This window comes from Bacillus cereus group sp. MYBK195-1, assembly GCF_051916605.1.
Classification (GTDB): Bacteria; Bacillota; Bacilli; order Bacillales; family Bacillaceae_G; genus Bacillus_A; species Bacillus_A cereus.
Genome location: NZ_JBQAGZ010000007.1, coordinates 211,290 through 226,218, shown reverse-complemented (window position 1 = coordinate 226,218; position 14,929 = coordinate 211,290). Strand labels below are relative to the sequence as shown.

The following is a 14,929-nucleotide window of genomic DNA, read 5'->3' as shown; positions in this document are numbered from 1 at the left end:
ATATTTAGCACAACTTCCTAAAAAAAATGCACACACTCTATTCCATTAAAATAGTTGCACATTTTTGCAACTGACACGGAGGTGGAAAAGAGTGTATGCCCAAATTAGGGAAAGGCAATATGTATTGAAACATTATTTGCCTTAATGTCGTATTCGACTCATTATATTATAAACGTTTTCAATTAAGGAAATATTAAATTTAACCATATATATGAATATTTTACCTGTTTCCTTCATATTTCTCTATTTTCCTTCCATTTTCGCAAAAAAACAAAATAAAAAAAATATAAAAACGAAAAAAAGAACTAAGGCACCAGCCTTAGTTCTTTCAAATTATCTCAAAGCACGCTTTGGTAATCTGTCGATATTCTCTAACATAATACCTGTACCAACCGCAACGCAGTGCATTGGGTTTTCAGCAATTAATACTGGTACTTTTAGTTCTTCTGCTAGAAGCATGTCGATACCGTGTAGTAAAGCTCCACCGCCTGTTAGAATAACACCGCGGTCGATGATATCTGCAGATAATTCTGGTGGTGTGCGCTCTAATACACCTTTTGCAGCTTGTACAATAACAGCTGCATTTTCTTTTAATGCTTCTGTAATTTCTTCAGAGCATACTGTAATTGTACGTGGTAAGCCTGTTACCATGTCACGTCCGCGAATTTCAAGTTCTTCGCTACGTGCACCTGGGAATACTGTACCAACTTTAATTTTAATATCTTCTGAAGTACGTTCTCCGATTAATAGCTTATACTTACGTTTAATATAGTTTAAGATCTCCATATCAAACTTATCGCCAGCCATTTTGATAGAGGAAGAGGTAACAATATCACCCATAGATAGTACAGCGATATCTGTTGTACCTCCACCAATATCAACAACCATGTTACCGCTTGGTTGGAAGATTTCCATACCAGCACCAACTGCGGCTACTTTTGGTTCTTCTTCTAAAAATACTGTTTTACCACCTGAACGTTCAGCAGCTTCACGAATTGCTTTTTGTTCTACCGATGTAATATTTGTTGGACAACAAATTAAAATACGAGGTTTTGAAAAGAAGCTCTTTACGTCCAATTTGTTAATGAAATACTTTAACATTGCTTCTGTAATTTCGAAATCTGCGATTACACCATCTTTAAGTGGACGAATTGCTACAATATTACCAGGCGTACGTCCCACCATGCTTCTCGCTTCTTCACCTACTGCTAATACTTTACCACTATTACGATCAATTGCCACAACAGATGGCTCATTTAATACAATACCCTTACCTTTAACATGAATTAATACGTTAGCCGTACCTAGGTCAATTCCGATATCTCGCGCAAACATTCCCGTTTTTTCCTCCTCGATATTCAAAATCAGGTTACACCCGAATTCTTTTCACCTAATTTCTGATTTTATCATAAATTTAACAGAAACGTAATATTCGCAAAAAGAATTCTTCTGAAAAATATTACCGAATGTGAACGGAATGTTTGCTACTGTAACATTATTGACGTACAGGCTTCTCTACATCTTCTTTTCTATACTTTTGTTTTGTTGCTTCTCCACCTCTTAAATGACGAATAGACTTATGATAATCAAGAATTTCTTTCACTTCATTTGCGAGCTCTGGATTAATTTCTGGTAGACGTTCTGTTAAATCTTTATGGACTGTACTCTTTGATACCCCAAATTCCTTTGCAATGACACGCACTGTCTTTCTTGTCTCCACGATATACTTACCAATCTTGATAGTTCTCTCTTTGATGTAATCGTGCACACCACTCGCCTCCCTAATTTGGATGTGAGAAGGGTGAAATGAGCCTCGCTGCATACGACTAAGAAGTAAGTGTGAGTGCTGTTTGTAAGCGTTAAACATTCTTGGATTTATAATGAAATAATTCACGATTTCTCACCTCAAACACTCTCTTTGCTTTGGTTTATACCATTGTATTGCCCGCACTACTGATATATGCTACATGTTCACTATTTTTGCGGACTAAGTTAAGAAAAATTACGTTTTTTTGTGAGAAATACGTTAAAACTGACTATTATAGCGAAAAAAAATGACACCTTGTATAAAAGGTGTCATTCTTCTCGTTCCAATTCTTCTTCTAACAATTGATGGTGGGGAACCTCTTTCTTACCGGCAATGTAATAATATAAAGTGAATAAAACAAACAATAAAATAATAGCAGTCGACAGAACAAACAAAAATGACACAGTATCCCCTCCCTTTTGTAATATATATTCGAGAATCTCGTCATTTTTCCTTGTTATTGCAACTTTTTTCTCGAAATTGAGTATTTTTATATGGAAATAAAAAAATCAGCTCCCCTAGTGGGAACTGATTTTTTCACTTTCTTATTCTTGTGAAGAAGAATCGTTAGATGATTCTGTAGAACCATTTGTTGATTTTTCTTCTTTCTTCGGTTCTTCTTTTTTGTCACTAGTTGAACCGCTTGTTGATTTCTCTTCTTTTTGAGATTTGTCTTCTGTTTTACTTTCTGGTTTCGTGCTCGTTGACTTTTCTTCTTTTTGAGATTTGTCATCAGCTTTTTTACCAGAAGCGTTCGTTGCCTTTGCAGCACCTGCATCAGCTTTAATTTCTGCTACTGATTTATTTAAGTAACGTTCAGGGTTCACAGCCACATTGTCTTTACGTACTTCAAAGTGAACGTGAGAGCCTGCCTCTTTATTCATTGCACTTAGACCGGATGTTCCTAATACTTCACCTTGTGCAACTCTTGCACCTTTTTCTACTTTCACACTGCCTAAGCTTTGATAAGATACCGCTACACCATTTCCACTATCAACTGTTACAACATAACCAAGAAGTGAATCTTTTTCAGCTTTCGTTACTGTACCACTTAAAGCAGCAGCAACATTGAATTCTTTTCCATTCTTCGCAGCAATGTCAATTCCTTTGTTCGGGGAATATGTGTTGTTATAAAAGACAAGTGCTTTTTCTTGTTCCGCCTCAGTTGCTGCATCTTCATAGAATTTCTTCTGTACGACTACTTCCGCATTCGCGGCAGCTGGCATTTTGACTACTTCTGAAGATTTCGTTACTGGTACTGCTGGATCTTCCGATTGTGTATACGGTGTTGCTTGATCATGGTTCGGAGTCTTCTTCGGATTAGCTCCTTGGAACCATAGCGCAACCATTAAGATTACCGCTGCACAAGCAATGTATAGTGCCGGAAACACCCATCTTTTTTGAAATAAATGTACTACCTTTTGCGACTTTTTATTATTTCTTCCTCGCATTCCATCATCACCTCAGCAATCATTTTGAACAATATTCACGCATCCTATACAACGTATAACTAATTACTTTTCGACAAAATCTGTAAAAATATGTATGAGAATTGCAAAATTTCCGAGGAAATGATAGAAAAAAGAAAAAACTGAGCACTTTTGGCTCAGTTTTTAGTCTAATTGTTTCTTTTTATATACGATTAAACATACAAAGAGCGATATAATAAGCCAAACTGCAACATTTAATACATGCCCACTAATACTACTAAATCCCGCCCCACCTACTAAACTGTTAAGTGCTTTCACAATATGAGATGTTGGAAAATATCCAATCATCGTCTTAATTACTTTATTTTCAACCATCGGCTCAAACTGTACAGCCAAATACATCGTCATTAATATCGGCATTCCAATTATTGATGTTTGTGGTACAGATGCAGCTAACAATCCAATCATTGTTCCAATCACAATAAATAGAATTGTTCCACATAAGAAAATAAATCCTAGCAATAATAGATTTCCACTGAATTGATCCAAAATAAATAAGTTCACAATACAAATGCCCAATGTCAAACATACTGTTAATATACTTTTTCCAAGTAGAACTTCAACCGAAGATGCCGGTGATAGCATTAATACACGCAATGTATGCTTTTCTTTTTCTTCTGCAATTACCATAGATTGAACAAAGCCTGCGACAAATAGGAAGGCCGTTATAGTAGTAATGCCTAACATTTCCTTTCCCACTCCAAATCTGCTAAACAAAAATGAAAGTATAATTGGTAAAAATGCCATTAACAACACTTGTGAATTTGTCTTAAAATCTTGTACTTCTTTTCTAAAAATAGCTGATATACGTCTCATTGAAAATGTCATTATAATCCCCTCCCAGTAACTTCAATAAAAATATCGCCTAAAGTTGGTTCGTGTGAATGAATGGATAGTAATTCTCCTTTGTTCATCCATTCTGAAATACGTTTTGCACCTAATTCATCTTTTTGTACCGTTTCTTTCTTCTTATCCTTTAACAAGACTTGTATTTGATCTTTCGCGTATTGTAAGCGAAGGTTCTCCGGTGTATCAAGTGCTACAATCTCTCCGCCACACAGGAAGGCAATGCGGTTACAAAGCGTTTCTGCTTCGTCCATGTTGTGAGTCGTTAAGAAAATCGTCGTTCCTTCTTTATTTAAGTCTTTTAAGATTTTATGAATGTTTTGTACGTTTACTGGATCAAGTGCAGATGTTGGTTCGTCTAAGAAGAGGATATCTGGTTTATGAAGGATTGCTCTTGCTAGTGTGACGCGTTGCTTCATTCCCTTTGATAATTTTTTTACTGGTGTTTTTTTATCATCTAATAAATTCACTTGTGCTAGTACTTCATCGATTCGTTCTTTTTTGCAATCGTATAAGTCACAAAATAATAGTAAGTTATCATAAATGCTAAGTCTTTCATATAAGCCGCTGTTATCTGTTAAAATACCAATTCGTTTGTAATCGATGCTACTTGGTCCTGTAATATCTTTCCCTAATACTCTTACCGTTCCAACACTATGAAGCAATTGAGAAGTTAAAATTTTTACTGTTGTCGTCTTACCAGATCCACTCGGTCCAAGGAATCCGAATATCTCTCCTTGCTTCACCTCAATATTTACATTTCGAAGTGCCGTTTTTCCACTGAAACTTTTCATTACATCTTTCATTTCAATTGCCAATGTCATTTCTTCATCCCCTTTGTTTTTCTTCTTTATAGATGAAAGTCGCTTTAGCGCTTTTCGTTCGTTTGTTTCGCTTTTCTTGACTCAATCATATGAAAAACAAAGGGTAGGCGCATTAAAATACCGGTAAAAGGAGTATTTTTACCGGTGAATGAATCGCATGTTGAGCTTATTGGAGCACTTTTATAGTCCAATAACACCTTTTAATTCATCCATTCGTCCTTTTGAAAGCGGGATTGAACTTTTTCTTTCGTCGTCTAAAATTAAGCTAAAACTGTTACGAGTCCAAGTAATCACTTCTCGCACTCTTTGTAAATTCACAAGATACGAGCGATGACATCTAAAGAAACCAAAACCTGTTAACCTTGCTTCTAGTTCACCTAATGTTAAAGCGCATACGAAATCCCCTTCACGAACGTGAATATGTGTTACTCCGTTTTGTGTTTCAATGAAATGGATTTCCATCGGATCAAGTAAAATGATTTTATCGTTCACTTTCGCAGGTATTCTTTCTAACTTCATTTGCGGAATCATTTGAACGACCTTCTCTTCATCGACTTCTTCTGCTTCCTCTTGTTCAATTTCTACTTTTTTCACACCATCGTTGTTTAATATGTATACATCCTCTGTTAACGAAAGGGCATCCGATAGGAAAGATGACGTAATAAAAATTGCTTTTCCTTGCTCTTTCATTTTCATAATCGCTTTTCGAATAATAATCGTACTCTCTGTATCTACATTTTGCTCTGGCTCTTCCAAAATGACTAAATCCGGATTATGAATCATCACTCGCCCAATATGAAGACGACGTTTCTCTGAAAATGATAGTTTTTCTATTTTAACGTTTAACTTATCTAAGAGACCAACATATTGTACAACTTCTTCCGTACTCATATTTGATTCATAAAGCCCCATTAAAAACTTAAAGTATTCCTTCACCTTCAAACGATCATATGCTTCATCCTTCAAAAAACAAAAGCCTATGCGGGAATAATTTTTCTTTCCAATTGCTTCCCCTTCAAACAGTACATTGCCAGTTGAAGCTTCTTCTTCACCAATAATAATGCGGTGTAACACTTTAGCTGTATGATTATTGCATTGCAAAACAATACATTGTCCTTTTTCAACCTTTAGCTCCATTTCCGGTAACTGGTTCGCCTTCCCTAACTGTTTCAACTCTAGTAACGCCATTTCATTTCCCCCAAATGCCTTTTTATCCTATTATACCAAACAGTTAATGGAAAATTATGATATTTTAAACAGAAAAAAATAGGTGCCAGAGTTCTGACACCTATTTCTTCACCATCAGTTTTCCTTCATAATCATTCATCGTCTTTATTTCAACGCCTTTATAGTAATGAGCGACGATATCTGTATATTTCTTTCCTTCCGCTGCCATGCCGTTCGCCCCGTATTGACTCATACCAACGCCGTGACCGAAGCCTTTCGTTGTAACGATGATTTTATCTCCTTGTTGTTTCCACGTGAAATCAGAAGAACGTAAATCTAACTTTTCACGAACTTCTTTTCCTGTTAATGTTTTTCCTTGAAAAGCTACATCCTTTACGCGCTTTCCTTCCGTAAGGTCTTTAATATTTCCAACCTTCCCGTCTGCTAGCACTTTCACACCGAGACGTTTTTGAAAATCAGCTACTGTAAATGTTTGCTCGCTCGTAAACTTTGGAGAGGCTTGATCCCACGGACTATCTACACTTTTCAAGTACGGATAATCATTTCCCCAATAGTCAGCTGCATTTTCTGTTCGGCCATTACTCGTTGAAAAGAAGGATGCTGAAATTGGTTTTCCATCATAAGTTAAAACTTGTCCTGCTGTTTTCGAAACGGCTTCTTCGATTTTCTTCAAATTATTTTCGTAGTTATTGCCCCATTGCTTCTTCAATTCATCTTTGCCTTTGTACACTTGATCTTTCACCGTATCTGTCACGTCCGCATTATTTTTCTTTCCTCCGCTTAGCATACGTTGTACTACAAATGTTCTCGCTGCTAATGCCTGCGCCTTTAGTGCCTCTATTTCAAAACTGGCATTCATCTCAGAAGCTACTACACCTGTCACATACTCCTCCACTGGTAATGTTTCTACCTTCTTCTGTTTTTCGCGATATACAGCAACTTGAACAGCTGTATCTGCTTTTCCTGGAGTTGGTATGCTTTCTATCGCTGGAGGAGTTTTAGAGGCCGTTTCTTCCCCTACTTTTGCTTTCGCAAATGGAATAACAAGGGCTGCAGGTACAATGATAACGAGCGCTATTAAGAGCGCTACTGTAATAAAAAGTGGCTTTGAAAATTTCATCCTATTTTCCCCCAATATAAAAGCTTTACTCCATTCATTCTTATGGAACAACTCTTTTTTTTAGAACATACTTAAGGGGAAGAGTATAAAACAGAAATTTTCTAAATATTTTTACTGGTACGTGCATAAGTATAGAATTTATTGACTATAACAGTAATAACCCAAAAAAATAGCCCCTATGTCAAAAGACATAGAGACTATTTCAATTAAGCGTGAAGATCAGAAACTTCTTGTTCTTTCACTTCTTCTACTTTTTCGTTTACACGTTCAATAGTTGCACCTAATGCAGCTAATTTCTTATGGAAGTTTACATAGCCACGGTCAAGATGTTTTAACTCAGTTACACGAGTATAACCTTCTGATACTAAACCAGCTAAGATTAATGCAGCTGCAGCACGTAAGTCAGTTGCTGCTACTTCAGCACCTTGTAAGCTGTTTGGACCGTTCATAATAACAGAACGACCTTCAATTTTAATATCAGCATTCATACGACGGAATTCTTCAACGTGCATAAAGCGGTTTTCGAATACCGTTTCTGTAATCATGCTTGTTCCATCAGCTTGTAGTAATAATGCCATCATTTGTGATTGCATGTCTGTTGGGAAACCTGGGTGAGGCATAGTTTTAATATCAACCGCTTTTAACTTATCTGGGCCGATAACACGTACACCTTCGTTTTCCTCAATAATTTTTACACCCATTTCTTCCATTTTCGCTGTAATTGAGCGTAAATGTTCAGGTACAGCATTTTCAATTAAGATGTCTCCACCAGTAATTGCTGCTGCAACCATGAATGTTCCCGCTTCAATACGGTCAGGAATAATAGAGTGGTTTGCACCATATAATTTATCAACGCCTTCGATACGAATCGTTCCAGTTCCAGCTCCGCGTACTTTCGCGCCCATCGCATTTAAGAAGTTAGCTAAGTCAACGATTTCTGGTTCTTTCGCTGCGTTTTCAAGAATTGTTGTCCCTTTTGCTAATGTAGCTGCAGACATAATGTTTTCTGTTGCGCCTACGCTTGGGAAGTCTAAGTAGATTTTAGCTCCTTTTAGTTCTCCCTCAACGTATGCTTCAACAAAACCGTTACCAACCTGTACTTTCGCTCCCATTGCTTCGAAGCCTTTTAAATGTTGGTCAATTGGACGTGAACCAATTGCACATCCACCAGGAAGTGCAATACGAGCACGACCATTACGTGCTAATAATGGTCCCATTACTTGAACAGATGCACGCATTTTACGTACATATTCAAATGGTGCTTCAATGTTTAGTTCTTTAGAAGAATCGATTGTTACTTGATTATTTTCAAATACGACTTCAGCATTTAAATGACGTAATACCTCATTAATTGTGTATACATCAGACAAAACTGGTACTTCAGATAGTACATTCTTTCCATCACTCGCTAATAGGGCTGCAGCGATTATAGGTAATACAGCATTTTTTGCGCCCTCAACACGCACTGTGCCGTTTAACCGCTTTCCGCCACGGACGATGATCTTTTCCAAATTATTCCCCTCCGTGTCCTTTTTTCAGTATCTATTCACTCAATACTCAGAAGTTATGATCGGTGTGCCAACCACAATTGTATCTTTGTTGTCTGTAGAACGTATTGCTATTTGCACATTTATTTTCTCTCTATTTGTTGAAAGAGCGTCATCCCACTTTTTATTGTATGCGGAGACTGACACAAATGCTCTTTCTTCTACTTGTTCGATCGCTCTTGCTGAAAGATCTTTCAAAACCTGATTGGTTTTATTTTGCAAAACACCTTCAATCTTATCATTCAGTACACCTTGAACACAAGTGTAAATTATAGGTTTTTCACTAAAAATTTTATTCATGTTTTGAACATACTTCGGGTCCCATTTCGCCCCACTTACTTCAAAGATAATGAAAGTGTTTTCTTTAGTATTTTCTTTACTCCAAGTTACTACTACTCGTTCTTCATAAGAAGAAAGCTTTTTATAGGATGTAGCTTTATATCCATCTGGAGATTGCTCTACTTCCCACTTTTGAATATTTGCCTTTTCCTTCACATCGTTTAACAACTTTTGAAACGTATGTATGTTAGAAATTGTTTTTGTTTCTCTCGCTAACCATGACCATTTTTCTACTTTAGCATCATTTTTCTCTAAAGCCTTGATCATGCTCTCCATTTTCTGTTCATCGCTTATCGGTTTCATCTCTCTATATCCAACCAAAAATAAAACAACACTAAGTGCAACAATAAGAATGGCTTTAAGCTTCAATTTCATCCCCTCCTATCCCCATTGTTAACGGAGATTTGAGGTTCTATACACTTACTTTACTAAATACGTTAAACTCTTCGAATAGCCTAAATAATCAAGGAAAAAGTTACTTACAGATGTCCCAATTGCAATTGTAATTAAGATGAGTAATACTCGCGTCTGCAGCACTTTTCCGGACTTCATTAAACGCTCAATGTGAATGCCTTGTAAGGCCCACCACGTAATGGTAATAAACAATAAATGCGAAACAATGGCAATCAGTGCTTGTTGCCCTAAAAGTTGTGCCAAAAAATCGACCCCTTTTTACTCAGCTACTACTTATGAAAGAACATAAAAACGATACCATAATAAGTAGGAGCTACACTTTTTCAAATGCACATAGACATCTTACATTTTACATCGTGATTTTCTTTCCAAAAACGTATATCTACATTACAAGTTAACACAAAATAAAAAGCGCAGAGTACTGACTCCACACCTTTTATTTTCACTATTGTACCACGTTCCCTAAGAAGAAGAAATCTTTCATTAATGGAAAATATTCATAAAAGAAATTGTACCCAATCATCGGCATAATCCCTAGTATTACAATCGAAATTGCACAAAGACTCATAACAACCTTTATATTTAAAGGTAACCGTATCCTCTCTTCTGTCTCTCCTGTGCGGAAAAACATTTGTTGTAAAATACGGAAATAATATACGAATGAAACAACTGTCGTACCCATCATAATCGAAGCTAGTACGTAATGTGCTGGCTCTACATGAAGTGCGCCTAAAAAGATGTTAATCTTTCCAATGAAGCCAGCCGTTCCTGGTATCCCAGCCAGCGATAAAATAAAGATTGTCATCATAATCGCTGCAAATGGTGACCTTTTATATAAACCTGTGAAAATTGTTATATTTTCCTCATCATTTTGTAAGATTAAGCCGTGGATGATAGCAAATGCACCTATATTCATAAGCATGTATGCCAGCATATAAAACCACATGCTATCCATCGTAAATGGTGATAATGCCACAAGTGGAACGAGTAAATACCCTGCATGAGCAATGCCCGAATAAGCAAATAAACGCTTTATATTGTATTGTTTTAACGCAACTACATTCCCAACAATCATCGTAACACTTGCTAACACCGCGATATATATACTCATATGCCCATATAAAGATTGCATATCTCCTTGTATTAATACACTTGCAAAAACCATAAGGAACAAACGAATAATGAGTAGGAACCCAGCAATTTTAGAAATCGTTCCAAGAAAAGCAGTAACTGGTGTAGCCGCTCCTTCATACACATCAGGTGCCCACATATGAAACGGCACTGTGGCAATTTTAAATGAGAGACCGACTAGCAATAAAAGAAATGCGAGAGCTAACAATAACTGAATACCACTAGCGAGTTCCCCAGTGAGTACCTTTTGCATATCTACAATGTTAGTTGAACCTGTAATACCGTATAAATAACTCATTCCGAAGAGCGTAATCGCCGTTCCAATTCCTCCGCTAATGACGTATTTCATTGCCGCTTCATTTGATGCACGGCTCTTTTTTCGTATTCCTACTAAAATATAAGAAGAAAGTGAAAGTAACTCCAAACCAACGAAAAGGGTAATGAAATCAACACTAGAAGCCATGAACATCGCACCAAGAAGTGCCATTAAAAATAAGTAATAATATTCACCCTTATCTTCAATTGGATTCTTCTTATCATCGCTCATTGCGGTGCATAAAATGAGAGCTGAGGCACCTAATAGCAATGTTTTAAACCCTTTTGAAAATCCATCTAACACAAACGATCCGTTTAAAATATCTCCAGCTGGTTCGCTATATAGCGTAATTAATGACACGATTGCTAATACGATAGCAGCAATCGCACCAAGAGCTACATATCTATGATTCAGCTTAAAAAACAAATCACATATGGAAAGGAGGATGGCGGCGCCGAGAATAATAAATTCTGGCACCATTAGATGCCACGATAAGCTAAGTAACGTATTCATATCCATCCTACTTCACCCCCAATGTTTTCAATGTATTTTGAAGCGGATCCCCTAGTATTTCTGGCATAACTCCAATTGCAATAATACAAAAGATAAGTAGTAAAACAGGGACATACTCCCATCCGTGTATATCAGTTTTTGCTTCCCACTCTTTCTTTCCAAATGTCACTTGAAGTGTCGCCCTTAATACATATACAGCGGTTAAAATGATGCCAATCACACCGACTGCAGCAATGACGGGCTCTCCTTGAAATAAACCGAGAAAGGCAAGAAATTCACTAACAAACCCAGACATCCCTGGTAATCCAAGCGATGCCATTCCTCCTGCTAAAAAGAATCCGCTAAGTATTGGTACACTTTTCGCAAGTCCGCCTAGCACCGTAATATCCGAAGTTCCAAATCGTTGTTCTATAACACCCAGTAGGAAGAAGAGCAAGGCTGCAATTAAACCATGTGATACAACTTGGAATAGCGCTCCTTGTGTACCAGGTGCATTAAGTGACGCAAGTCCCATTAACACAATTCCCATATGCGAAATACTAGAGTAAGCCAGTACTTTCCTAAAGTCCGTTTGGATGAGCGCTAAAAAGGCACCGTATAATAAATTAATTACGCCTAATATAGCAATTAGCGTTGCAACATCGTGAAAATATTCCGGGAATAGCCCTTTTCCGAAGCGAATAATACCGTATGCTCCAATCTTTAGCAAAACTCCAGCATGAAGCATAACTACAGCTGGATGCGCTTCTATGTGTACATTGACCATCCAGCGGTGCAACGGAAAAACAGGTAGTTTAATTGCAAAGGCAATCATTATGGCAATAAATACACCAAGCTGCAAGCTACTTGGTATGACGAGTGCTCCCTCTGCACTTACGCTTCTTAATATCTCTTTCAGCTCCACAATATTTGTTGTACCTGTTTTCGCGAACAAAATTGAGAAAACAATGAGCAAAATAGCTGAGCCAATACCGTTATATATTAAATAACTATACGCAGCCTTTTCACTCGACAATTTTCCCCACTTTCCAATTAATAAGAACATTGGTGGCAACGTAATTTCAAAGAAGATAAAAAACAACATTAAGTTTTGAGCAGCAAAGACGCCGAGCATTCCTATTTCTAGCATAAGTAACAGCATATAAAATGCTTTTAAATTTCTTTTAATAGAAAAGGCTGCAATTGCTGCAAGCATCGCTAGAAGAGCCGTTAGTACCATCATGACAAGTGACAAACCATCAATACCGAGCTCGTAATAAATAGAGAACCACCTTTTATCCACCGCTGTAAAATCTCCAAACTTAATCCATTTCACCTTTTCATCAAATAGTGACAAATTCTTTCCAGAAGCATATGTACAAGCGAGGACGATAGCGATTCCAAATGGCAGTGCCGTTCCAAATAAGCCAAGCGCTCGCACTGTACGCAATTCCTTTTTCGGTGTTAATACAAGCAATAAAATTCCTAAAAGCGGGGAAAAAATGAAGAACGTTAACAACAAATCATTCATCGTAAATCCCCTCCCGTATAGAGCAAAATAATGACGAGTACAGCGAGCGAAACCGCCGTTACAGTACCGTACACTTGTACATTCCCGTTTTGAAGTTTCGATCCAAGATTACTTGTGCCTTTAACTACACTTGCAATTAAAACTGCAATTCCTTCAACTACATACACTTCAAATAAGCGAAGCACATGAGCGATTCCTTTCGTAATAGGAATCACCGTCATGTTGTATAGTTCATCCACATAATATTTTTCTTTCAAAAGATTATAAAGCGATGTTTCCGTACCCCCAGCCCAATTTCTAGAAATTGATTTCTTGCCATATATGAAATATGCAAGAGCAATTCCCGCAAATGAAACGAGTGTCGCAACAATCATAATCCAAACTGGTCCATGCGCTTCTTCAACCTTAAACCCTACATCTTTCGTCAACCAATCTCCGAGAAACGTCCCAAACCATGGTGTATTTATATATCCTGCCACTACCGCAAGAACGCCGAGAACAATCATTGGATACGTCATAACGCGAGGCGATTCATGCACTTCTTCCTTCGTCTTCGTTTCTCCAGTAAAGACAAGAAAGTAAAGGCGGAACATATAAAATGCTGTTAAAAACGCCGCAATTACCGCTAAAGTAAATAAAACGTAATTGCCATTCATCCACGTCGCCGCTAAAATTTCATCTTTGCTGAAAAAACCGGAAAGCAGCGGAACACCGCTAATGGCAAGGGTACCTATTAAAAATAGCGTACCAGTTACTTTCATCTTCTTCTGTAAACCGCCCATTTTATTAATGTTTTGCGTATGCACAGCATGAATTACACTTCCTGCCGCCAAAAATAATAGTGCTTTAAAAAAAGCGTGTGTCGTTAAATGGAATATACCAGCTACATAACCGGCAGAACCTAACGCGAGCATCATATACCCGAGCTGGCTAACTGTAGAATAAGCAAGCACCCTCTTTATATCTGTTTGCACAAGACCAATAGAGGCCGCAAAGATTGCAGTGAAAGCTCCAACGATTGCCACTGTCTGCATCGCCACTGTACTTGCTGAAAATAGAGGGAACATCGTCGCTACTAAATATACGCCAGCTGCCACCATCGTCGCCGCGTGAATAAGTGCCGAAACGGGCGTTGGCCCTTCCATTGCATCTGGCAACCACGTATGAAGCGGGAACTGACCTGATTTCCCCATCGCCCCGATAAAAATTAATATCGCTGTTATTGTAATCATGTAAGGAGGTAGATCCCCTGTATAAATCGCCCTAAATATTGCGTCATATTCAAAACTACCTGCGTACCAAAAAATTAAAATCATCCCGATAAATAAACCAACATCCCCAATACGGGTCATAATAAAAGCCTTTTTTGCAGCAGCCTTCGCTTCTTCTTTAAAGAAATAAAAACCGATAAGTAAAAATGAACCAAGGCCAACTAATTCCCAAAATATATAAAGCTGTAATAAATTCGTTGATATAACAAGCCCTAACATCGCAAATGTAAAGAGTCCTAAATATGCGTAAAAGGTTGGTAATCGTTCATCACCTTTCATATAACCTTTCGAATACACATGTACAAGTAGACTCACAAGCGTCACGATAAATAACATTAAAGCTCCTAATGCAGTCACTTCAAAGCCGAATGATATATCCACATCTCCAGCTCTAAGCCACACCCACTTATGCTTCACGCTTGCTTCTGAAAACCTTTCTATTAACACAAGTACCGCAAGTATAAAGGAGAGAAAGACGAAAAAAATACTAAGTACGCTGCTTCCTTCTCTAATTTTCTTCCCGAATATAATAAGTAACAAAAACGAAACGAGTGGGAAAAGCGGTATGAGCCATGCATAATCGATCATTGTTTCCTTCCCCCTTTTTCGGTCA

General features: G+C 37.5%; 14 protein-coding genes. All 14 read right to left on the bottom strand.

All coding sequences use genetic code 11. From position 1 onward, the window contains the following. Positions 1 to 333: 333 nt before the first annotated feature. The 14 genes from ACTFRY_RS24200 to nuoL all read right to left on the bottom strand — a co-directional run bounded on the left by ACTFRY_RS24200 (position 334) and on the right by nuoL (position 14,904). On the bottom strand, positions 334 to 1,335 hold the full coding sequence (locus ACTFRY_RS24200; protein ID WP_000457978.1) for a rod shape-determining protein: 1,002 nt from the start codon (positions 1,333 to 1,335) through the stop codon (positions 334 to 336). A 160-nt stretch (positions 1,336 to 1,495) separates the two neighbouring features. Next, a complete protein-coding gene (gene spoIIID, locus ACTFRY_RS24195) occupies positions 1,496 to 1,768 on the bottom strand; it encodes a sporulation transcriptional regulator SpoIIID (protein ID WP_000544012.1) in 273 nt (90 codons plus the stop codon). Positions 1,769 to 2,076: 308 nt separating this feature from the next. Further along, positions 2,077 to 2,211, bottom strand: a complete 135-nt coding sequence (locus ACTFRY_RS24190) for a hypothetical protein (RefSeq protein WP_000008903.1) — start codon at positions 2,209 to 2,211, stop codon at positions 2,077 to 2,079. Positions 2,212 to 2,352: 141 nt separating this feature from the next. Next, positions 2,353 to 3,258 (bottom strand): M23 family metallopeptidase, encoded by a 906-nt coding sequence (locus ACTFRY_RS24185; protein ID WP_098616143.1) that lies wholly within the window; start codon positions 3,256 to 3,258, stop codon positions 2,353 to 2,355. A gap of 162 nt (positions 3,259 to 3,420) precedes the next feature. Continuing rightward, positions 3,421 to 4,125: an ABC transporter permease gene (locus tag ACTFRY_RS24180; protein ID WP_098616144.1), complete on the bottom strand. Its 705-nt coding sequence runs from the start codon at positions 4,123 to 4,125 to the stop codon at positions 3,421 to 3,423. Further along, a complete protein-coding gene (locus tag ACTFRY_RS24175) occupies positions 4,125 to 4,967 on the bottom strand; it encodes an ABC transporter ATP-binding protein (RefSeq protein WP_098616145.1) in 843 nt (280 codons plus the stop codon). Before ACTFRY_RS24175 ends, ACTFRY_RS24180 begins: the two co-directional genes overlap by 1 nt. A 180-nt stretch (positions 4,968 to 5,147) precedes the next feature. Continuing rightward, the gene (locus ACTFRY_RS24170) at positions 5,148 to 6,155 is read right to left on the bottom strand and encodes a LytTR family transcriptional regulator DNA-binding domain-containing protein (RefSeq protein ID WP_098616146.1); all 1,008 of its coding nucleotides are present in this window, start codon (positions 6,153 to 6,155) and stop codon (positions 5,148 to 5,150) included. Positions 6,156 to 6,255: 100 nt separating this feature from the next. Then, complete coding sequence (spoIID, locus tag ACTFRY_RS24165; RefSeq protein WP_098616147.1) at positions 6,256 to 7,275, bottom strand: stage II sporulation protein D; 1,020 nt, start codon at positions 7,273 to 7,275, stop codon at positions 6,256 to 6,258. Between the two features lie 206 nt (positions 7,276 to 7,481). Then, complete coding sequence (gene murA, locus ACTFRY_RS24160; RefSeq protein ID WP_000411274.1) at positions 7,482 to 8,786, bottom strand: UDP-N-acetylglucosamine 1-carboxyvinyltransferase; 1,305 nt, start codon at positions 8,784 to 8,786, stop codon at positions 7,482 to 7,484. Between the two features lie 39 nt (positions 8,787 to 8,825). Beyond that, the gene (locus ACTFRY_RS24155; RefSeq protein ID WP_000767916.1) at positions 8,826 to 9,530 is read right to left on the bottom strand and encodes a YwmB family TATA-box binding protein; all 705 of its coding nucleotides are present in this window, start codon (positions 9,528 to 9,530) and stop codon (positions 8,826 to 8,828) included. Between the two features lie 51 nt (positions 9,531 to 9,581). Then, on the bottom strand, positions 9,582 to 9,818 hold the full coding sequence (locus tag ACTFRY_RS24150; RefSeq protein WP_000057889.1) for a DUF1146 family protein: 237 nt from the start codon (positions 9,816 to 9,818) through the stop codon (positions 9,582 to 9,584). Positions 9,819 to 10,020: 202 nt separating this feature from the next. Then, positions 10,021 to 11,535 carry an NADH-quinone oxidoreductase subunit NuoN gene (gene nuoN, locus ACTFRY_RS24145; protein ID WP_332278712.1) on the bottom strand — a complete coding sequence of 505 codons (1,515 nt, stop codon included), beginning with the start codon at positions 11,533 to 11,535 and terminating at the stop codon, positions 10,021 to 10,023. A 7-nt stretch (positions 11,536 to 11,542) separates the two neighbouring features. Continuing rightward, entirely contained in the window at positions 11,543 to 13,045 is a 1,503-nt protein-coding gene (locus tag ACTFRY_RS24140; RefSeq protein WP_098616149.1) for an NADH-quinone oxidoreductase subunit M, read from the bottom strand. Continuing rightward, a complete protein-coding gene (gene nuoL / locus ACTFRY_RS24135; protein WP_098616150.1) occupies positions 13,042 to 14,904 on the bottom strand; it encodes an NADH-quinone oxidoreductase subunit L in 1,863 nt (620 codons plus the stop codon). Before nuoL ends, ACTFRY_RS24140 begins: the two co-directional genes overlap by 4 nt. Positions 14,905 to 14,929: the final 25 nt, after the last annotated feature.

Coding starts and splice junctions, on each gene's coding strand:
- nuoL (WP_098616150.1), bottom strand. CDS start 14,904: ATGATCGATTATGCATGGCTCATACCGCTTTTCCCACTCGTTTCGTTT.
- ACTFRY_RS24185 (WP_098616143.1), bottom strand. CDS start 3,258: ATGCGAGGAAGAAATAATAAAAAGTCGCAAAAGGTAGTACATTTATTT.
- spoIID (WP_098616147.1), bottom strand. CDS start 7,275: ATGAAATTTTCAAAGCCACTTTTTATTACAGTAGCGCTCTTAATAGCG.
- ACTFRY_RS24180 (WP_098616144.1), bottom strand. CDS start 4,125: ATGACATTTTCAATGAGACGTATATCAGCTATTTTTAGAAAAGAAGTA.
- ACTFRY_RS24140 (WP_098616149.1), bottom strand. CDS start 13,045: ATGAATGATTTGTTGTTAACGTTCTTCATTTTTTCCCCGCTTTTAGGA.
- nuoN (WP_332278712.1), bottom strand. CDS start 11,535: ATGAATACGTTACTTAGCTTATCGTGGCATCTAATGGTGCCAGAATTT.
- ACTFRY_RS24175 (WP_098616145.1), bottom strand. CDS start 4,967: ATGACATTGGCAATTGAAATGAAAGATGTAATGAAAAGTTTCAGTGGA.
- ACTFRY_RS24200 (WP_000457978.1), bottom strand. CDS start 1,335: ATGTTTGCGCGAGATATCGGAATTGACCTAGGTACGGCTAACGTATTA.
- ACTFRY_RS24170 (WP_098616146.1), bottom strand. CDS start 6,155: ATGGCGTTACTAGAGTTGAAACAGTTAGGGAAGGCGAACCAGTTACCG.